Below are 20,127 nucleotides of genomic sequence, written 5' to 3'. Positions count from 1 at the left end.
CTTACGATCCGCTGGTGAAGCGGGTGGCGGGACGAGCGGGCTTGCGGAACAACGGCACGCGCTTGAGCCATAGTTTCAGCGCCTCCCAATGAATCCCCGCCGTCACCTTGAACGTGACGAGCGGGAAGGCGATGGCTGCGCGTAGCAGTGTGGCATCGGTCATGTCTTGGCGCCGTGCGGTATGGATGGCGGACAGGACCGGGCCTTGCGCGTCCGATACCGCGATACCAATTGCCAGTCGCTCGCCCGGTGGAGCCACGCGGAAAGCATAGGCCATGTCCATCGGCAGGAAGGGCGAAACATGGAAGCGTTTGGGGCTGGTCTGGCGCACTTCACGGGCACCGGGCTCCACCGCCATGACATAGTTGTGCCGCTCGCCAAACGTGTTGGAAACTTCATAAATGATCGCGCGCAAAGCACCGTCACGCCCGTGGCAGAACCAGGTGCTGAGCGGATTGAACGCATAGCCCAGCATGCGCGGCATCGTCAGCAAGTGGATCACCCCGCCATCGGGCACAATGCCTGCCGCCTGCATCAGCCCCTCAACATGGCTGCGCAAGGGCGTGCCATCGCCTGCGCCGTAATCGCGATCATGGAAAGCAAACAGGCCAAACCGGTTATGCGCAAAAAGACGCAAGCCCCGCGCCAAAACATCAAGCCGGTCAATATCCACCAGCACATGCAGCACGCGATAACGCAAGGTATGGACGCAAGGGCGCAAGCGCCGGTGGAGCACATGACCCCTGTAGAGCGCGCCCGCAGCGGTCACGCCATCTCCCGCGCTTGGGCGTGATGCGTCACATGAATGCGACCGGATTCGTCTGCGACCTGCCACGGGCGTCGGATACCGCCCAGTTGCTCGGCCACGGCGAGGCCTGATTGCAGGCCATCTTCGTGGAAGCCTGCGCCGAACCACGCGCCGCAAAACCACGTCCGCCGCCGGCCTTGCAAGGACCACAAGCGCGGCTGGGCAAGGCCTGCGGCGGCATCGAACACCGGATGGTCATAGAATTCGCGGCGGTGGACCAGTGCCGGATCGGGTTCCTTGAGCGGGTTCAGGGTTACGAATAGGTCTTTTTCCGGCGGCAGGTGCTGCAACCGGTTCATCCAATAGGTGACCGATAGATTGTGCTGTGAGGCCGCGCGCTCTGCGGCATAATTCCATGCCGACCACACCTTGCGGCGGCGCGGCATCAGCGCTGGGTCCGAATGCAGCACGGCCTCGTTGCAGCGATAGGGGAACGCGCCGAGCAGTGCGCGCTCGTCCGCATCGGCATCTGTAAGCATCGCCAGCGCCTGATCGGCGTGGGCGGCGATGACGACATGATCGAACCGCTCCCATCCGCGCCCTGCATCAAGTTCCACGCCATCGGGCAAACGCCGCACTTTGCGCACGGGCGAGGAAAGCCGTACGCCATCGGCAAATGGCGCGCTGATCCGCTTCACATATTCGCGGCTGCCGCCTGCCACCGTGCTCCACACAGGGCGTTCGCGAAATTGCAAAAGCCCATGGTTTTCGAAGAAACGGATAAAGGCTGCTGCGGGGTGATGCGGGATATCGGCCACAGGCGTAGACCAGATCGCCGCTGCCATCGGATAAAGGTGATCATCGCGAAAAGCCGCGCCGCAGCCCAGACCATCAAGATAAGCGCCAAGACCTTGCTGGCCAAGCTCGGGCAGATCACGCGGGGCCGCTTTGTAAAACCGCGCCAGATCGCGCAGCATCGACCAGAAGCGCGGTGAAACGAGATTGCGCTTTTGTGCGAATAGCCCGCGCAGATCGCCGGAATACTCCAGCTTGCCATGGTCCAATGACACGGCAAAACTCATGATCGTTTCGCGCGTGGGCACGTCAAGGTGGCGCAGCAGGGCGGTGAGGTTGGGATAAGTCCGTTCGTTGAACACGATGAACCCGGTGTCCACCGGCACGCCACCTGCTTCCACCGTATTGCTGTGCCCGCCCAGCCGGTCGCCTGCCTCAAACAGCGTGACGCGGTGGCCCTTGGCAAGCAACCATGCGGCAGAAAGACCGGAGATACCACTGCCCACCACCGCAATATCAAGCGCGCTATCGCCGCTCATTAAAACAAAACCCCTTCCGCCCGGCCGACATGGCCGCAGCGTCCTTACCGTTCCCGATGCCTTTATAGAGCGCTCCCGTGAGAGCAGCTTGACACAAATCACAGCGCCGTGACTAGACTGGGCGCGTGACTATCTTAAGCTTTGCCACCGCGCTGGTTGAACGCGCGCCGCTGCCCGATGCGCTGACGCGTGCTGGCGTGACCTTCCTGTGCAACCGGCGTTTGCGCAGCCTTTTGCGCGAACAACCCACGGATGCGGATTTTGCCGCGTGGATGGGGCAGCGCCCGGTCGCAGAGCATACCGATACCGCCAACGAACAGCACTATGAACTGCCGCCGCGCTTTTTTGAACTGAGCCTTGGCGAACACGCCAAATATTCCTGCTGCCTCTATCCCACCGGCACCGAAACGCTCGATCAGGCCGAACTAGCTGCGCTGGAGGCCACGGCAGAGCATGCCGCGCTGGCCGATGGGCAAGAGATTCTCGAACTGGGCTGCGGGTGGGGCTCGCTCAGCCTGTTCATGGCGGCACGCTACCCCAATTCGCGGATTACCTCTGTGTCCAATTCACGCCCGCAAGGCGATCATATCCGCGCCAGAGCGGCAGCGCGCGGGCTGACAAACCTGACCGTGTTGACCGCCGACATGAACGCGTTTCGCCCCGAAGGCCGGTTTGATCGCGTCGTCTCGGTCGAGATGTTCGAGCATATGGCCAATTGGCGCGAATTGCTGGGCCGGGTGCGTGGCTGGGTAAAGCCCGATGGCCGCTTGTTCCTGCATGTGTTCAGCCACGCCCGCTATCCTTACCGCTTTGATGTGGCGGATAAATCGAGCTGGATCGCGCAATATTTCTTCACCGGCGGGATCATGCCCAGCCAGGCCTTGATCCGCGAATTTGCCGATCTGTTTGCGGTCGAGGATGAATGGCGCTGGGATGGCACGCATTATGAACGCACAGCGCTCGATTGGCTGGCGCTGTTCGATGCCAACGTGAAGCAGATCGAACCGGTGCTGCGCGAGGTTTATGACAAAGACACCGCGCTGTGGCTGCGGCGCTGGCGGTTGTTCTATCTTGCCACGGCAGGGTTGTTTGGCAACAGCGGCGGCAAGGAATGGGGCGTCAGCCATTGGCGGCTGAAGCCTGCGTGAAAAAGCCCTTGGCTTTGCGCAAGATGGCGGCAAGATAGTTGCCACAGAAACCGATCCGGGGAGCTTTCCAGACATGACATTCCGTTTGCGCGGCGCGGCCAGCGCGGCTGCCATCGCCCTTTGCACTCTTGCTACCCCTGCTATCGCAGGCCCGGCGGAAGACCGTTTGATCGCGCAATTGCTGGATGAAGGGCTAAACCGGTCCGATGTGATGGACACGGCATCCGAATTGATGGACCAGATCGGGCCGCGCCTGACCAATTCTGAAGGCCACCGCAAGGCAGAGGAATGGGCGGTTGCCAAGTTTGCGGCCTATGGCCTCAAAAACATCCACCGCGAGCCGTTCGAATTTGGCCTTGGCTGGAATCTGAAGTCTTATTCCGCCACGATGACCGTGCCGCGTGCCCTGCCGCTCACTGCGCTGCCGGTTGCATGGTCACCTGCCACGGCGGGCAAGATCACCGCGCCTGTCATCGTCGCGCCGATGAGCAAGGTCGAGAATTTCGAGGCGTGGAAGGGCAAGCTTGCGGGCAAGATCGTGCTGGTTAGCTTGCCCGGTGAATCCAGCGAATCCAAAGGCCCGGTGTTTGAGCGGATGACCGCATCGGAGATCGGCGACCTCGATAAATACACCATGCCGCGCCACGATCCCGAAGCCACCGCACTGCAAACCGCGCGGCGCGGTTTCTTGCGGAAGCTGTCGGTTTTCCTCAAAGCCGAAGGCGCGCTGGCGATGGTGCGCATGACTTATCGCGATGGCAAACTGGTCCATGGCGAAGGCTATGATTTTATCCCTGGTGAAACGCTGGCCATCCCGGCGATGGACATGGCGCAAGAAGACTATCGCCGCCTCGTGCGGTTGGAAAAGACCGGCGTTGCCCCGCAATTGTCGCTCGTTATTGATGCCACATTCGATAGCAAAGACGTGATGGCCGACAATGTCATCGCCGAAATCCCCGGCACTGATCCCAAGGCCGGATATGTGATGGCAGGCGCACATTTCGATAGCTGGATTGCAGGGGATGGTGCGGCAGATAACGGCGCAGGCAGCGTGGCCGTGATCGAGGCGGCGCGGCTCATTGCCAAATTGGGGGTAAAGCCCAAGCGCACAATCCGTTTTGCCCTGTGGAGCGGGGAAGAGCAGGGTTTGCTGGGGTCAAAAGCGTATATCGAACAGCACCTTGCCACACGCCCGGTTGATCCCAAGCTGAAAGGCATCGATTCGTATTCGGCGTGGCGCAATGCCTATCCGATCACGCCGAAGCCGGGCTATGCGGATATGAAGGCCTATTTCAACATGGATAACGGCTCGGGCAAGTTCCGCGGGATCTATGCCGAGGGCAACGTCGGCGCGGCCTCGTTGCTGCGGGACTGGCTCGTGCCGTTCAATTCGCTGGGCGCCGATAAAGTGGTCATGAGCAAGACCGGCGGCACCGATCACGTCTATCTTCAGGCGATTGGCCTGCCTGGCTACCAGTTCATCCAGGACCCGCTCGATTACGATACGCGCGTCCACCATTCCAGCCTTGACACGCTGGATCACATGCGCGCCGATGATATGCGGCAGGCGTCGGTGGTCCTTGCCGGTATGCTGCTGCAAGCCGCGATGAGCGACAAGGAACTGCCGCGTTCGCCATTGCCGAGCAAGCCTGACGCAACCGATCCGTTCAAGGTGCAGGACCCGAACCAGTAAGCATGCAGGGCTGGGCGGTACTTTCCGTCCAGCCTTACGTAGATTTACGGATGCGTCATGCTTAACAAGTGATACCAGCGCTACACTAAGGACAGGCTTGCACAATTTACAGGCAGGCCATGCTGAAGCGCGTCACAACAAGCGATATCGAACTCGGCATGTTCATCCATAAACTGGAGGGCAGTTGGTTCAGCCACCCTTTCTGGAAGAGCAAGTTCTTGCTCGACGATCCTGATATGCTGGCCTCGTTGCGCGAAAGTAATGTTGATGGCGTGATCATTGATGTTTCACGCGGTAACGATGTGGTTGAGCGCCAGCAACGCACGCTGGCAAGAGCGGCGAGCGCGCCGGCTGCGATTCCGCCTGCCGCATTGGCCCGCCCAACCTTTGTCCGCCCCCCGCCCACAATGCCGATCACGCGCGAATTTGGCCGGGCAAAACGCACAATGGGCGATGCACTCAAGGTCGTGGGCAAGACGTTTATCGAAGCGCGGCTTGGCAAAGCGATCAATGCCCAAGACGTCGAGCCGGTGATCGATGCGATTTATGCTTCTGTGCAGCGCAATCTCTATGCATTCAACGGTTTACTGCGCTGCCAAAACGGCAGCGAATTCATCTACCGGCACTCACTGGCCGTCAGCGCGCTGATGATTGCGATGGCGCGGCATATGAAGTTTGCCCCGCTCGATATCCGCGATGCCGGCATGGCCGGGTTGTTGATGGACATCGGCGTGGGGCAATTGCCGGTCGACCTTTCGGCGGTTGGATCAGATTACGCGCAACTGCCGCCAGATCTCAAAGACCAGCATGTTTTGCTGGGCTGTTCATTCCTCAAAGCCGCCGGTGACATTCCCGCACCCGTAATAAGCGCCGTTTTGCAGCACCATGAACGGCTCGACGGCAGCGGCTATCCTCATGGAATTTCAGGCGGAGCCATCGACCGGCTCAGCCGCATGGCGGCGATTTGCGATGCCTATGATACGCTCGCGTCATCGTCCGGCGCGGGGCGGGGGCTTGATCCGGCAGAGGCCATCAGCATCTTGCGCGCCCAGCCTGAAAAGTTTGATGCCACGCTGCTGGAAAAACTGGTCGAGACCATCGGCGTCTATCCGGTGGGCGCATTCGTGCGGATGCGGTCAAACCGGTTGGCCATGGTGGTCGATGAAGATCCGTCTGATCCGTTATCACCAACCGTGCGCACGTTCTGGTCCATCGATCTTGGCAAACGCCTGAAAGGCAAAACCATCATGCTGGCGCAATGCTTTGGCGAAGATGCCATTGAAGGCATTGCAGACATGAACGGATTTGACGCCGAAGAGCTGGATAAGCTGCGAGAATCGCTGCTCAATTCAGCTTGCCGCGAGGTTTCCTAGCCTGCAATCACCCCGTAAAGATCATGCGCGTCGGCGTCCTCGATCAGCACCTGCACAAAGGCACCGGCCTTCAGATCGGCTGGCACTTCGCGCAAGTATACCGCGCCGTCGATTTCAGGCGCATCGGCTTGTGAGCGCGCGGTTGCGCCGATGTCGCCATCTTCGTCAGGCTCGCCCACTTCGTCGATGATCACCGGGATTGTGCGCCCTATCTTTGCCGCGAGCTTCGCCGCGCTGATCGCTTCGGTCTTTTCCATCAGGCGGGCATAGCGCTCTTCCTTGATCGCTTCGGGCACCTGATCGGGCAGATCATTGGCAGCAGCACCTGCGACAGGTTCAAATCGGAATGCACCAACGCGATCTAGCTGCGCTTCTTCCAGCCATTCCAGCAGATATTCGAAATCGGCCTGCGTTTCGCCGGGGAAGCCGACGACGAAGCTGGAGCGGATGGCAATATCCGGGCAGATTGCGCGCCACGATTTGATCCGGTCGAGCACTTTGGCTTCGTTTGCGGGCCGCTTCATCGCGCGCAGCACATTGGGACTGGCGTGCTGGAACGGGATATCCAGATAAGGCGTCACCAAGCCTTCGGCCATCAACGGAATCACCGCATCAACGTGGGGGTAGGGATACACGTAATGCAGCCGGACCCAAGGTGTCTGGCCATCGGGCGTGCGCAATTTGCCCAGTTCGCGGGCCAGATCGGTCATATGTGTGCGGACGGGGTTGCCCTTCCACAAGCGCTCTTCATGACGCACGTCCACGCCATAGGCCGAGGTATCCTGGCTGATCACCAGCAATTCGCGGGTGCCTGCTGCCACCAGCTTTTCGGCCTCGCGCAGCACCGCATCAATCCGGCGGCTGGCCAGCTTTCCGCGCAGTGACGGGATAATGCAGAAAGCGCAAGCATGATTGCAGCCTTCGGAAATCTTGAGGTAGCTGTAGTGGCGCGGGGTCAGCTTGACATCGCCGGGTTCAGCCTGCGGGATCAGATCGATATATGGCCCCATGTTGGGCGGCGCGGCTTCGTGGACCGCCTCGACCACCGCTTCATACTGGTGCGCGCCGGTGACGGCCAGAACCTGCGGGAAGCGCGCGCGGATGGCATCGGCTTCGTTGCCCATACATCCGGTCACAATCACACGGCCATTTTCGGCAATCGCCTCGCCAATGGCTGCAAGGCTTTCTTCCTTGGCAGAATCAAGGAAGCCGCAAGTGTTGACCAGCACCACATCGGCACCGGCATAATCTGCGCTCATCGCATAACCATCCGCCCGCAGACGGGTAAGGATGCGTTCTGAATCAACGAGCGCCTTGGGGCAGCCAAGGCTGACCATGCCGACTTTGGGAGCGTCAGGGATTTCGCGCGGGGGAGTTTGCGTTGCCATAATCAGGCGGCCCATAAGGCAAAACGGTGTCCGCGTCACGCACGTTGGCACATGATTGCCAAGCGGCGTTAACGGGCGTAGCAGGTTGGTCTGCGGGGCGCGGAAGAAAGAATACTATGGGTCCGGTCAACTGGCTTGCCGTCTTGGGTGCTGTCATCGCTGCGCTTGCCGTTTCGGCGGCATGGTATGGCCCGATGTTCGGGCGTGCGCGGCTGGAAGAAGTGGGGCCGGGCAATCTCGGGATCCGCCGTTCGCCAGCGCGCACTGCAGCGATTACCACAGCCTTGCTTTTCGTGTCGGCGACAATGATGGGCCACATGTTTGCGCGGGTGGGCACCGATACGTTGGCGGTGAAGTGGTGGCTCTATTTCATGATGTCAGGCGGACTTGCCATCGCCTTTGTGATCCCTTCATTATGGATCAGTTACACGCACCAACGCATCAGCACGCGGCTAGCACTGATTGATGGCGGCTATTGGTTAGCCACCTACCTTGCGATGGGACTAGCGTTTTTGGTACTTGGCTAAACCTTTGTCGGCACAATTTCGACGATGACATCGCCTTGCTGCAAGACGCTCGCTGCATCGTCCCAAAATCCGATGGCCTTGCCGTTGCGATTGATACGCAAACCGCGCCCGCCCGTACTCAACGCCGAAAGCGGCCCGCCGATTTCGCCGGGCCTTACATCACGCTCAACCAACTGCACACGGCCTTCAATCGAGGCAAGGTCGGTAAGGTAATCAGCCACATGCGTGCCGTGGGCTGATCCTGCCAGCAGCAGTCCGGTGAAACGTACAGGATTGATGACCGCGCTGGCGCCCGCCTGCCGCGCCAGCCCTTCGTTATCGACCGCGCGCACTACTGTGCTGATTGGCACGCTGGGGGCAAGATGCCGTGCGGTCAACGTGATCAGGATTGATGTATCATCGCGTCCGGCACTAATCAGAACGGCTGAAGCGCTGCCGATGCGGATATCCAGCAGCGTGGCATCGCGGGTGGCATCGGCGGCCATCACATTGCAACCAAGTCCTGCTGCAATCGTAAGCCGATCTTCGTTCGGATCAAGCACCACGATCCGTCCAGGCTGCGTGCCGCGCGCAATCAGTTCTGCTACGGCTTCCGAACCTGAGACGCCAAAGCCAAGGACGATGATATGATCGGTCAGGTTCTTCTGGATCTGCGCCATGCGCCACCTTTCCCAGGTTCGCTTGATAATGAAATTGTAGGCTGTGCCGACAAAGATGAACAGGACCGCAATTCGGATTGGTGTGACGATCACAGCTTCGATCAAGCGCGACCTGTCACTAACAGGTGCAATATCACCGAACCCTGTGGTAGTGATCGAAATCATCGTGAAATAGACAACATCGAGAAAGCTGATCACGCCATCATGCGTGTCTTTCAAACCCGCACGATCAAACCAGTGGACCATAACCACAAACATGATCAGCGCAAACGCTGCGCCCAACCTGAGGCTAAGATCGGCCCAGACCGGCACTTTCAACGCGCGCCGCAGCAGATTTACCGGGTCGCGCCCACTGGCCCCCTTGCGACGCAGCCCGTGCAAATCCAGCCGCATTATAAACGCGGCGGCAAATAGAGTTCGGGATTGCGCGGGATGTTGTTGCGGCGCAGTTCGAAATGGACGGTCGGACTTTTTACTTCGCCACTTTTGCCGACCAAAGCAATGCGTTCACGTGCCGTAACCACTTGCCCCTCCTTCACGGTCATCGAGCCGAGATAGGCGTAAGCGGTGACAAAGCCGCTACCATGATCGATCAGGATCAATTGGCCGAAGCGTTGGGGTTCATTTCCGGCATAGATTACCGTGCCCGCTGCTGCGGCGCGCACTTTGGTGCCATAAAGTGCGGCCAGATCAATGCCGTTGGACGGGATGCCCCCGCGCAAATCGCCAAAGCGCGAAACGATCGCCCCCTCGGTTGGCCATTGCATGCGCGGCGCGTCGGACTCTCGCGGTGCCAAGCTTGCGCGGGGCGTTGGCGCGGGGCGTGGTGAGGGGGCAGGGCGCGGGGCCGGTTTGGCGACGGGCGTTTCGCGCCCGCCCTTGGTTTCGGGGCGGCGCAACACTTGGCCGATGCGGATGACATAAGGGCTGGGAATGCCATTGGCCGCGCCCAGCACTGCCATGTCCACGCCCCAACGCTTTGCAATCGAAGCGAAAGTATCACCGGCTTCGACTGTATAGCTCCACGAGACAATGGGCCCGCGCACGCTCTGCTGCGCGGCCAGCGGCGCGGCCACCATCAATAACAAAGCTGCGGCGAGCCGCCCTTTCAAAGCAAAGGCACCAGGCGGGTCAATCCGCCCATATAAGGGTGCAGCACTTCCGGCACGTCCACCGATCCATCCTCTTGCTGGTAGTTCTCCAGAACTGCCACCAGTGTGCGGCCCACCGCAAGCCCCGAACCGTTCAGAGTATGAACGAATTCGGTGCTTTTTTCGCCTTCAGGGCGATACCGCGTGTTCATCCGGCGCGCCTGGAAATCGCCGCAGTCGGAGCACGATGAAATTTCGCGATAGGCCGCTTGCCCCGGCAGCCACACTTCCAGATCATAGGTCTTGCGCGCGGTGAAACCCATGTCGCCGGTACACAACAGCATCTTGCGATAGGGCAGGCCCAGCGCCTGCAACACGCCCTCGGCACACAGCGTCATCCGCTGATGCTCGGCCTCGGATTCCTCGGGCCGCACGATCGAGACAAGCTCGACCTTCTCGAACTGGTGCTGCCGGATAAATCCGCGCGTATCGCGTCCGGCAGAGCCTGCTTCGGACCGGAAGCACGGCGTCAGCGCCGTCATTCGCAAGGGCAGCGCTGCGTCGCCAAGGATCTGTCCCTGCACGGCATTGGTCAGGCTGACTTCGGCAGTGGGGATCAGCCAGCGGCCATCAGTGGTCTTGAACAAGTCCTCGGCAAACTTGGGCAATTGGCCTGTGCCAAACACCGCCTCATCCTTCACCAGCAGTGGCGGGATGCATTCCAGATAACCGTTCTCGCCGGTTTGCCGGTCCAGCATGAACTGCGCCAGTGCGCGGTGCAGGCGGGCCATGCCGCCTTTGAGGAACGTGAACCGCGCGCCCGCAATCAGCGCGCCCGTTTCGAAGTCCAAACCAAGGACGGGACCAAGATCGGCGTGTTCTTTTGGTGTGAACGCAAATTCACGTGGAGTGCCCCAACGGCTAACCTCGACATTGTCCGCCTCATCCGCGCCTGCCGGCACACCGGCAGCGGGCAAGTTCGGCCATGCGCTAAGTGCCGTGTTCTGTTCAACCGTGAGGCGGCGCTCATCTTCTTCCAGCGCGGGCAATTCGGTTTTCAGCGTTGCAACTTCCGCCTTGAGCGCCTCGGCAATGTCCTTTTCGCCTTTGCCCATGGCCGCGCCAATGGCCTTCGAAGCTTCATTACGCCGGGCCTGCACCTCCTGCATCCGCGTCGCATTATCGCGGCGCCGGGCGTCGATTACGAGGATGGACTGGGCAACAGGCTCCACCCCGCGCAGGGCGAGGGCGGCGTCAAAGGCTTCGGGGTTTTCCCGGATCAGGCAGATATCATGCATGCGCGGGCTATGCCGCCTTGATCCGCACTAGGCAAGCAGGGCCATTACACGGCTGCCATTTCCGCGTGCAACCAAGCCTTCGATCATGGCTGCGCAGGTTTCGCGGTCGGCCCGATGTGTCCTGACGCTATAAGACAGAAAGAGGGGCGCTAGCGTTTTGCGCCAGCGCCCCTGCAATGCGACCCTTCAGGGCATTTCTTTAACGCGTTCATCGCGTCATCTGAAAATCTGCGTCAATGCAAAAATGATGAGCCAAAGTGCGCAAGATATCGGAATAGCATTTACGCATCCACGAGATGTCTTCGCGCTCATAGCTTGGCATTTTGCTTCGTTTTGATCTCCAGCCTTAAACAATGCTTGCGACTGCATTCAGATCCACAAATGCTAATCCGTAGACAGCGGTTTGCAGTAGGAATACAGTGCGCCATGTTTACCTTTCCGCGGAACTTGTCTCATATTGTCCAGAAGGATTGCGTCCCACCCACCCGAATCGCGTTATAAGCGAAGGAAAAGCCCCAAACATGTAAATGTTTGTAAAATACAAATTAGGGGATGGAGATGTGTGATTGTTGGCGGCTATTTGAACGCTCAAAAAAATAGGGACGCAACCACATGCGGATCGGGGTCGTTGACGACGACGAGGCCACAATCGCTTTCATTTCACAGGTGCTCACAAATAGTGGGCATTCTTGCGTTACCTTCCGCCGTAGCAGCGACGTGATTCCAGCGCTGCGGGATGACACCTTCGATTTGCTCATCTTTGACTGGAACATGCCTGAATTGACAGGCCTTGATCTGGTCACGTGGGCGCATTCCAATATCGTCCCATGTCCCCCTATCATCATCCTGACCAACCGTTCTGACAAAGAAGACATTGCCATGGCTCTCAATGCCGGAGCGGATGACTTCATCATCAAGCCCGAATCAGCAATTGTAATTGCCGCGCGCGTTGATGCTGTGCTGCGCCGCAGCCACACGACACCTTCCACTGCGCGGCTTGATCGGTTCGGTCCTTATAGCTTTGATCGTCAAGCTGAGCACGTAACGCTGCATGATCAGGAGATTGTTCTTACGAGCAAGGAGTTTGCCTTGGCGCACCTCTTCTTCGGCAACCTGCATAAGCCTTTATCAAGACGGTACATTATGGAGAAGGTCTGGAAGTCGATAGCAGACATATCGACGCGCACTCTGGATGTGCACGTTTCGCGCATCCGTTCAAAGTTGCAGTTATGTGCAGATAACGGCTATCGCCTCGAAACCGTGTTTGGTTTCGGCTACAGGCTTGAGACATGCTGATAATCAGGAACGCTAACTTCGCGATATTGGCAAGCCTTGCCGCAATAACCCCGGTTCTGGCGTCTGCCGTTTCGGGTAAAACGCCAACGGCAATTGCAGCGCCTTCGTCAGAAGATAGCGTGACCTATGAGATTAAACGCGGAGAAAATCTCTTTACGCTTGCCGAGCGATATCTTGAACCCGTCGGTGCTTACCGTACGGTGCAGAAACTGAATCGTATCGCAGATCCCCGGCGCATCGCGGTTGGCACGCGCCTGCGCATTCCGCTTACCATTCTGCGCGCCGAGGGCCTTTCAGCCCGCATTCTGGCGATGCGCGGGACAGTTCGTATTCTCCAAAATGGCGAACCAGTTGACGCGAAGACTGGCTCGGACCTGCCGCAGGGCACGGTGATAGAGACTGGCGATGACGGGTTCATAAGCTTGTCCCTGCCCAATGGTTCGCGCACCAGCTTGCCAACCCTCAGCCGTCTTTCGATCATTCACTTGCGCCGTTTTTTGCTTACGCGCAGTATCGATTATGATTTTCAGGTTGAGGCAGGCAAGGCCGATATCAAGGCGGCACCGCTTGGCCCCGGTAACGGCTTTTTCAGGATCAGAACGCCGCGCTCGGTAGCCGCAGTGCGCGGCACAGAGTTTCGTGTCGGGATAAAAGACGCCGCTTCGCTAACCGAGGTTCTTGAAGGGACGGTTGCCGCCGGGGTGACCGAGCAGACAGCGCAACCGTTCGAAACAGGTTTCGGTGCCGTTGTGGCTGACGGCCGCGTAACCAAAGAAGCACTGCTTGCTGCGCCGTCCTTGATCGCACCGGGGAAGGTACAGGTTGATCCGCTGGTGCGTCTGGCATTTGAACCGGTATCCGGCGCTTTGGCTTATCATCTTCAGGTCGCAGCGGATGCCAGTTTTGGCAACGTCATCGCCGAAACCCAAACGCAAGCTCCGAATTTTGAACTGGCTGATATTCCCAATGGCGGTTTGTTCGTGCGCGCAAGTGCGATCGCCAAATCAGGTCTGGAAGGGATGACCCAGACGTATTCGATGCGGCGTTCGCTTACCGGTCTTGGCGGATCGGCAAACGTCGATCCGGACCGGTTGGCCTTCAAATGGGGCGGTCCGGGTGAGGGGCGTCGGCTTTACCGTTTCCAACTGGTGCGCGACCAGAGCAATGGCGTGCCAATCGTGGATGAACCGGGCCTTGAAGGTGATGGCATTTCGCTGCGCGGGCTTGATCCGGGGACCTATCTCTGGCGCGTCGGGGTGCGGCAATTTGCCGATGGTGAAGTCACCGAGAATTGGCTGCCGTTTGAAAAGATCATCATCACCGCGCCGGAGCGTTAAAGTTTGCTGCGGCGTCGGCTTCATTTTGAATGGTTTCTCGTCGCGTTTCTAGCTTGCCTGTTTGTCGTCGTTGCAAGCTTGCAGTCGTGGTTTGGCAGCCTTGATAACCGGATCTATGATTTGGCGTCCGGTCTTGCCGCGCCGCCCGCTGACGAGCGTATCCTGCTGGTCGAGATCGACGAAGCCAGTTTGCGCGAACTTGGACGATGGCCGTGGACGCGCGACAAGCACGCCCGCGCGCTGCAAACTATCGCGCGCTACCGTCCTGCCGCGATCGCCTATGACGTCTTGTTTCTTGAAGCCTCGCCCGAAGACGCTGAACTTCATGACGCACTGATCACGGCGCAACCTATTTACTTGCCAGGGATCGTTGAGGACGGCGTTGATCGCGTTGTGACACCGCCCGCACTGATTGCTACAGGCGCGACCAAAGTCGGCATTTCGCTACTACTTCCCGATAGCGACGGTATTGTGCGGCGTGCAGAGAAGAGCCTGCTGATCGAGGGAAGACAGGTTGACCAGTTGCCGACCTTCCTGACCCATGGGGTGAAGATGGCCAACGCAGGCAGCCTTGCACCCAACGAACGCTTCCTCATTGCTTATAACCCCAACCACGCGTTTCGCCGGATATCCTTTGCCAGTCTTACAAAGGGCGAAGTCCCGGCCAACATGGTCGCGGGCAAATTCGTGCTGGTGGGGGCAAGTGCCGCGGGCATGGGCGATTTTCATTCGGTTCCGATTGCCTTCGGCTCACGGATGGCAGGGGTCGAGGTACAGGCCAATGTGTTGAACACTTTGCTGGGGGGCACCGCCATTGCAACACTAGCGCCGAGCTTAATGGCGGCCATTGCGCTTATCCCGCTGCTCATTCTGCTGGCGGCCTATCTGCGCCTCCCTCCGGGCCGCAATCTCCTGCTGGCGACGGGTTTGGCGGCCGGAACCTTGCTGCTTGCAGTCGCGCTGCTCCCCGCCACGCGGCTTTGGTTACCACCTTCTGCGACACTTGTAGGACTGCTGCTTGTCCACGGTTTATGGGGTTGGCGCCGCCTGAACGCGGTCAACGGGTTTCTGATTTCACAGGCTGACGCATTGCAAAGCGAACCCGGAGTGCTGGCCGGGTTCGATAGCCCCCGCGTGTTCGGCGACGTCATTGAGGCCGAGGCCTTCCGTCTCGAAGCGGTGATCAGCCAAGTACGGAAACTCCGTGGCTTCATCGAGCGCGTCATTGAACGCCATCCTGATGCCTTATTCGTAGTCGATTCCCAAGATCGCGTGGTTCAACGAAACCAGGCGGCAGCCGGTTTGGTGGGCCATGCCGCAATCGGACAGCCAATTAGCGAAGTGATCGACGCTGTTTCGCCTGAAGCGGCGGTTGTCGGCTTGCCACTACGGGGCCATAGCGGTCGCTGGCTGTTGATGGCGGAAACCACAGTGGATAACCGGCATCGTATTGTATCGTTCACCGATATTACCGAGTTGCAACGTGCGGGCGAAGAACGCGACGATCTGCTCCAATTCCTCTCGCATGACCTTCGTGCGCCAAACGCTGCGACCGTATGGCTTTTGGAAGCAGAGGAAATGGGAGGCGAAGGCCAAAACCAGACTGAATTGGCAAAACCATTGCGTGATCGCATTCAATCCAATGCCCGTCATGCTTTGCGTCTGGCTGACAATTTCGTCCAGTTGGTTCGCGCACGCCGCCGCCCGCTCATCCAACAACCGGTCGATCTGTGCGATGTCGCTCGCGAAGCTGCCGATATGGTCACAGCATTTGCCCGCACACGTGGCGCCACGTTGCAAAACAACAGCGATCCGGGCGAACTCTGGGTCTTGGGCGATCACGGCATGTTGTTGAGGGCGGCGATCAATTTGCTGGATAATGCGGTAAAGTTCGCGCCGGAAAATGCGGTTGTCGTCTATGCGGTGAAACAAACTGACGGCAAGGCCATCCTGACAGTCGTCGGTCCAGGACCCTCGATGCCCCAAGGCAGGCAGGAAGATCCTTTCGCCCTTTATGCCGAGGGTCGAAAAGCAGGCAATCAGAGCAGTATCGGTTTGGGGTTATCGTTTGTCCAGACCACAGCCGAGCGCCATGGCGGTAAAGCCATCTATCTCTATCATGAAGGCTACGGTGCAGAGTTCCAGATGAGGCTCCCGACCGCTCTTCTGGTCGATTGACCTTAATTCTTGCCGGTTCGCCGTGTCTTGCCAGCTAATGTTGGCGCGTTCAGAAGCGCAACTGCGCTTTCGGACAGAGCTGTTATGCTATCCTGCACTCTGCTCCTGCAATGCTTCTCCTCGGCCCAAACCCGTGTTGTGCCGGGCTGCCCGTCCGCGTAAACGGCGATGGTTAGGCGTTGGAGTCGATAGGGGCAGGACTGCAAGAACCCTCGTTTCTTCGGTAGCGAAATTGCTTCGCCTGCGGCATTGTCTATTGCAATTTGCGCGCTGCGCTCGGCAATGGCAACTTCAACGTGAATCCGGGCATCGGCCGAAATCGTGTGGCCTTGTTGCACGAGGGCACGTGCGACCGCCGCTTGCGCCAAGCTACTCGCGCCATCCGCTCCAACAGATGATGCGACGACGGAGACAGGTGCGTTAGCTTCTATCGCAGAGCCCGTAATTCCGGTTTGCGTCGCGATTTGGCCGGCGCAACTAGCCGTGCACAGTGCCAAGACGGGAGCGTAGAGGCGGGAGGATCTGGAATTCATTGTTGTTCTCAATTCGTCCAAGAATGTCACTCTACGGGTTTGGCGCGCATGGGTGAAGACAATACTTCGCCAAAATCGGTTTGATCGGCGTTCTGCCTGACCAACATGCGTTAGGGGGTGACCGTTGAGCGCATGGGGTCAAACTTGGATCGGCTGGCGTGATTTTGTCCGGATCAGGTAAGGAATTTGGCAGAAGAATCAATTTTGGCGAAATAAAGCGCCATCGCATTGCGGGCCTTTTCGGTGATTGTGATGAAACTGCGGCGGCGGTCGCTTTTGTCGGCGACCCGCTCAAAAAGGCCGGCTTCCGTCATGAGGCCGATCCAACGCAGCGCGGTAGTCGACGGGACGCCCGAGGCGATGCAAAGCGAGGTGACCGAAATTGGAGTGCCTTCAGCCCGAGCGGCTGTAAGTTCGAGCAGCATGTCCCACGCGGGGTCGCTGAATAGAGATTCATCGAAGAAGTGCGCGCGCATTCGGCGCTGCCGGAGGATTTGGCGCACCAAGCGAGGGTGGGGTTCAGTGACGCTCGTCTCGTTAGCGCGCCGGTCGCTGGGATTGTTCAAGGTGCCGGTTACGTCGTTGAGTATGCGTTCGGCCCGCCGTTTCTCTGCCAACTTAAAGCCTTGGTCACCTTCGATAAAAGTGGCTGCTGACATAGTGTTGTTCATATGCTCACCCCTTGCGGTAAGTCGTTGGCCACGTTTACCGAGAATTGGCCGCGCTTAAGCATCGAGCCAAAAGGCACAAGCATGCGCTGGCAATTGAGCCATTCCCAAACGGTGGCGTCATCGATGACCACTGGCATCTGCGGTGAAACTTGTTTTACCGGGCCTGATGATCGTTTCTGGAGCAACGTGAACTCGGGGCCACGTAGGGTGGTGCGCCAAAGTCCTGCTAAGTAAATTGGCACGGGCAGTGTTGACGACACCCAGATTTTCGATTCCGCACCAGATGTTGTGCTTCGCAATCCGATGCGATTTACGATTACAACAGCGCGCTGCTCGTGATTGAATTTGCCAAGGCGAGGCAGAAGATCATGACGCCACGCGGTCCTCCAAAGAGAGGCCGTTCTTGTTGCGGCCATACTCCAGACCATTTCGCGAGCGCTGATAGCAGACCGGTTGGTGTAAACCACGATGGCCCTGTCACCCGGAACAACAACCCGATCTTCGCAATCAGCGCCTTCAAGGTAGCATTCCGGAAGCACACCCTTAAGTGCCGCCGGCTTGAAATATGCAATTCCAGATTGCGAGTTGTCCGGGCAGCGTGCAGTCGCACCCGACCCGATCGGCTTGAATTCTTGTTCGACGCTGCTGAACAGCGGTAAAAGCGGTTGCATTACGCGACACCATTTTGCGACTTGTCACTGTAAATGAACTGCAGCGGCTTTTTCTTCCAGCACAGAATGCTTCTTGAAAGCGCTATGTTACAACGATTTACACCTCGAACCAAAAATCTCGTAACCTTGAGATCTATCTGCCTGTATCGCGCTTGGCGTTCTCTACAGTGCTTCACGAATGAAGCATCTTTATGGGTGCTCGGGATAATGATGGGAGATCGCTGAAAATGAAAACCACAGGTTTATGCACAAACGGTCCAAGAGGGGCAATGCTTTGGCTTCGTGATGGGAGCACCTTGGTCATCGATACAACAGACGATTTGTCAGAATACTATGATCTTGTCGTCATTGCGGAGGGAATACGTTTCGATGCGTCCCTTGTTCTGCACACAATTACACCAGCCAACGAGAAGCCTGAAAGTTTTTTCAAGTCTGGAGACAGCTGAGGCCGATTCCGTTGGCGGGGAACATGCTTGCCCGGCGCGCAATGGGACGGTCTATGGCCTGAGGTGCCGATCACGATGACATTTGCATTCCATCGGATCCTGCTGATTTCCTCACGCCCTATGACATCGGTCGAAGATTTTGCCCCGTGGCGTCTATAGCCACGGGGCAACGGGGGTTATTACTTGACCAGGTCATTCATCTTGCGGGCGACAGCGTCGCGGCTGCCAAGGCCTACGGCCAGCGCAAACGCAACGGCAGAGCCAGCGGCAATAGCACCGAAAGCATAATCGACGATTTGGCCGCCAATGTTCATCTGCTTCAGGCCGATGAACACGAAAAGGCCGATGGTCAGCCAGTTGACCAGTGCAGGCGCGATACCATCACCGGCTGCGGTGGCGATAAGCCCCTTTAGCACGCGGGCCAGAATGACCCCGGCTCCGATCAGAACAGCACCGAATGTCACATTGGCGCCCTGTTCAAGGATTGTTTCCACGATGCGCGTCAATTCCGGGAAGCCCAGCATGCGGGTGGCAGCGATTGCCATGAACAGCATGATCGCGATTTGGACGATGGTGGCAAGAATGCCGGAAATGCTTTTGCCTTCAGGCATGATGCCCATCGCCGTGACAGAACGGTCCAGCCCGAGCCCGGGCAGCACTTCCTCGATCATCTTGCCCACCCAGCGGGCGATAACATAGCCCAGCCCCAGCAACAGGCTGGCGCCGATGATCAGGGGTACTGCGCCCAGGATGAGTTGGAGCATGCTTTTGGCAGGAACAGTGATCGACGGAATGTTGAGCACATCAAGCGCGGCGATGCCAACGGGCACAATGATAAGAACAAACACGATCGTGCTAAGCGTCTTGCTGATTGTGGCGTTACCGGTCACCGCTTCGGCACCGCCAAGGTTTGCCCATTTGTCGAAGTTGATTGTCAAGAGCGTTGTGGCGACGATATCGCGCACGATCTTGGCAATCGTTCCGCCAACAAAGAAAATGAGCGCCGCACCGAGGATTTTCGGGACAAACGAGACGAAGCTGTTGATGAGTCCCTGAACCGGTCCGATAACGCTGTTCAGGTTCAGCGCCTGAAGGATAGCGACGAGACCGAAGAGCCAAATGAACAGCGAGACGATCCGCCCCAGCGAAGCGCCGACGCTTTCACCTGATGCCGCCGCTTTCTGGAAAAGCGGCACCTTGTCGACGAGTTTGGCGAATGACCATTTGGCAGCCTTTGCAAGTACCCAAGTGACTGCAAGGATCAAGGCAACTGCCAGCACTTTTTGCACCAGCGACGCTGCCAGCGTCGCATCGAACTGATAAGTTCCCATGGATAAATTCTGCATAAAATACCCCGTTAACAGCCATAATGAATAGCAAAACCAATTCGACGCATTAAAGCGCCAAGCAACCCATGATGGGGGAGCCTAGTTTGATGTGCCAAGACAAGCAATCCGTCAGCTTGTTAAACGGAGGCTGATTCAATCGTTGGTATGTAAATAGTTGTAACGTGATTGTGCGTATTCTTCTTTTAAGTCGGGTTAATAATCTAGATATGATCAATAAAAACAAAATGCTATAATCACCATTAGGGCATTTGGCGCAGATCGCGGCTGAGGGTCAGCAGAGTGTTTAGGCCGCGTTGACAAAAGAGGGATTCCCATCTGGCCCGAATTCCGATGAGGAGCAGTCGTGGGGTGTGGAGACTTGTCGGATGGGAAGTGGGAACTGTTCGA

Annotated in this window: 18 protein-coding genes; 8 read left to right on the top strand and 10 right to left on the bottom strand. The window is 58.2% G+C overall.

What is annotated here, in order from left to right; all coding sequences use genetic code 11:
* Position 1: 1 nt before the first annotated feature.
* The gene (locus IP81_RS09760; protein WP_054107813.1) at positions 2–769 is read right to left on the bottom strand and encodes a DUF1365 domain-containing protein; all 768 of its coding nucleotides are present in this window, start codon (positions 767–769) and stop codon (positions 2–4) included.
* The gene (locus IP81_RS09755; RefSeq protein ID WP_054107812.1) at positions 766–2,082 is read right to left on the bottom strand and encodes an NAD(P)/FAD-dependent oxidoreductase; all 1,317 of its coding nucleotides are present in this window, start codon (positions 2,080–2,082) and stop codon (positions 766–768) included. The genes IP81_RS09760 and IP81_RS09755 overlap by 4 nt, the downstream gene beginning before the upstream one ends.
* A gap of 125 nt (positions 2,083–2,207) precedes the next feature.
* Here IP81_RS09755 and IP81_RS09750 point away from each other — a divergent pair, with 125 nt between their 5' ends.
* From IP81_RS09750 to IP81_RS09740, 3 genes are all read left to right on the top strand, one after another.
* The gene (locus IP81_RS09750) at positions 2,208–3,230 is read left to right on the top strand and encodes a cyclopropane-fatty-acyl-phospholipid synthase family protein (RefSeq protein ID WP_054107811.1); all 1,023 of its coding nucleotides are present in this window, start codon (positions 2,208–2,210) and stop codon (positions 3,228–3,230) included.
* A gap of 73 nt (positions 3,231–3,303) precedes the next feature.
* Entirely contained in the window at positions 3,304–4,923 is a 1,620-nt protein-coding gene (locus IP81_RS09745; RefSeq protein WP_054107810.1) for a M20/M25/M40 family metallo-hydrolase, read from the top strand.
* 119 nt (positions 4,924–5,042) lie between these two features.
* A complete protein-coding gene (locus IP81_RS09740) occupies positions 5,043–6,296 on the top strand; it encodes an HD-GYP domain-containing protein (RefSeq protein WP_054107809.1) in 1,254 nt (417 codons plus the stop codon).
* Here the strand turns inward: IP81_RS09740 and rimO are convergent.
* Positions 6,293–7,699, bottom strand: coding sequence for a 30S ribosomal protein S12 methylthiotransferase RimO (gene rimO, locus IP81_RS09735; RefSeq protein WP_054107808.1), 1,407 nt, complete (start codon positions 7,697–7,699; stop codon positions 6,293–6,295). The two genes, IP81_RS09740 and rimO, sit on opposite strands and share 4 nt — an antisense overlap.
* A gap of 101 nt (positions 7,700–7,800) precedes the next feature.
* On the opposite strand from rimO, the gene IP81_RS09730 reads away from it, so the two are divergent.
* The gene (locus tag IP81_RS09730; RefSeq protein WP_054107807.1) at positions 7,801–8,211 is read left to right on the top strand and encodes a DUF1761 domain-containing protein; all 411 of its coding nucleotides are present in this window, start codon (positions 7,801–7,803) and stop codon (positions 8,209–8,211) included.
* Here the strand turns inward: IP81_RS09730 and IP81_RS09725 are convergent.
* The 3 genes from IP81_RS09725 to serS are packed head-to-tail and all read right to left on the bottom strand — an operon-like array spanning position 8,208 to position 11,259.
* Positions 8,208–9,263 carry a TrkA family potassium uptake protein gene (locus IP81_RS09725; protein WP_082356076.1) on the bottom strand — a complete coding sequence of 352 codons (1,056 nt, stop codon included), beginning with the start codon at positions 9,261–9,263 and terminating at the stop codon, positions 8,208–8,210. The two genes, IP81_RS09730 and IP81_RS09725, sit on opposite strands and share 4 nt — an antisense overlap.
* Positions 9,263–9,982 (bottom strand): M23 family metallopeptidase, encoded by a 720-nt coding sequence (locus IP81_RS09720; protein WP_231626340.1) that lies wholly within the window; start codon positions 9,980–9,982, stop codon positions 9,263–9,265. The genes IP81_RS09725 and IP81_RS09720 overlap by 1 nt, the downstream gene beginning before the upstream one ends.
* Positions 9,979–11,259 carry a serine--tRNA ligase gene (serS, locus tag IP81_RS09715; RefSeq protein WP_054107805.1) on the bottom strand — a complete coding sequence of 427 codons (1,281 nt, stop codon included), beginning with the start codon at positions 11,257–11,259 and terminating at the stop codon, positions 9,979–9,981. Before serS ends, IP81_RS09720 begins: the two co-directional genes overlap by 4 nt.
* A 612-nt stretch (positions 11,260–11,871) precedes the next feature.
* On the opposite strand from serS, the gene IP81_RS09710 reads away from it, so the two are divergent.
* Genes IP81_RS09710 through IP81_RS09700 form a run of 3 tightly spaced genes read left to right on the top strand, consistent with a single transcriptional unit; the run spans position 11,872 to position 16,070 of the window.
* Positions 11,872–12,555, top strand: a complete 684-nt coding sequence (locus IP81_RS09710) for a response regulator transcription factor (RefSeq protein WP_054107804.1) — start codon at positions 11,872–11,874, stop codon at positions 12,553–12,555.
* Positions 12,549–13,892: a FecR domain-containing protein gene (locus IP81_RS09705; RefSeq protein ID WP_054107803.1), complete on the top strand. Its 1,344-nt coding sequence runs from the start codon at positions 12,549–12,551 to the stop codon at positions 13,890–13,892. Before IP81_RS09710 ends, IP81_RS09705 begins: the two co-directional genes overlap by 7 nt.
* Positions 13,893–13,895: 3 nt before the next feature.
* Positions 13,896–16,070, top strand: a complete 2,175-nt coding sequence (locus tag IP81_RS09700) for a CHASE2 domain-containing protein (RefSeq protein WP_054107802.1) — start codon at positions 13,896–13,898, stop codon at positions 16,068–16,070.
* 2 nt (positions 16,071–16,072) lie between these two features.
* On the opposite strand, the gene IP81_RS09695 is transcribed toward IP81_RS09700, so the two are convergent.
* The 3 genes from IP81_RS09695 to IP81_RS09685 all read right to left on the bottom strand — a co-directional run bounded on the left by IP81_RS09695 (position 16,073) and on the right by IP81_RS09685 (position 17,945).
* On the bottom strand, positions 16,073–16,438 hold the full coding sequence (locus IP81_RS09695) for a hypothetical protein (protein WP_157573156.1): 366 nt from the start codon (positions 16,436–16,438) through the stop codon (positions 16,073–16,075).
* 338 nt (positions 16,439–16,776) lie between these two features.
* Complete coding sequence (locus tag IP81_RS09690; protein WP_054107800.1) at positions 16,777–17,274, bottom strand: MarR family winged helix-turn-helix transcriptional regulator; 498 nt, start codon at positions 17,272–17,274, stop codon at positions 16,777–16,779.
* Positions 17,271–17,945, bottom strand: a complete 675-nt coding sequence (locus IP81_RS09685; RefSeq protein WP_054107799.1) for a hypothetical protein — start codon at positions 17,943–17,945, stop codon at positions 17,271–17,273. Before IP81_RS09685 ends, IP81_RS09690 begins: the two co-directional genes overlap by 4 nt.
* 227 nt (positions 17,946–18,172) lie before the next feature.
* Here IP81_RS09685 and IP81_RS20175 point away from each other — a divergent pair, with 227 nt between their 5' ends.
* The gene (locus IP81_RS20175; RefSeq protein WP_157573155.1) at positions 18,173–18,391 is read left to right on the top strand and encodes a hypothetical protein; all 219 of its coding nucleotides are present in this window, start codon (positions 18,173–18,175) and stop codon (positions 18,389–18,391) included.
* 179 nt (positions 18,392–18,570) lie between these two features.
* Here IP81_RS20175 and IP81_RS09680 read toward each other — a convergent pair whose 3' ends face one another.
* Positions 18,571–19,722: a mechanosensitive ion channel gene (locus tag IP81_RS09680; RefSeq protein ID WP_054107798.1), complete on the bottom strand. Its 1,152-nt coding sequence runs from the start codon at positions 19,720–19,722 to the stop codon at positions 18,571–18,573.
* Positions 19,723–20,127: the final 405 nt, after the last annotated feature.

The sequence above is a fragment of the Novosphingobium sp. AAP83 genome (assembly GCF_001295795.1).
Lineage (GTDB): Bacteria > Pseudomonadota > Alphaproteobacteria > Sphingomonadales > Sphingomonadaceae > Novosphingobium.
The sequence above is the reverse complement of the archived record's forward strand: the minus strand, read 5'-3'. Positions and strand labels throughout refer to the sequence as shown.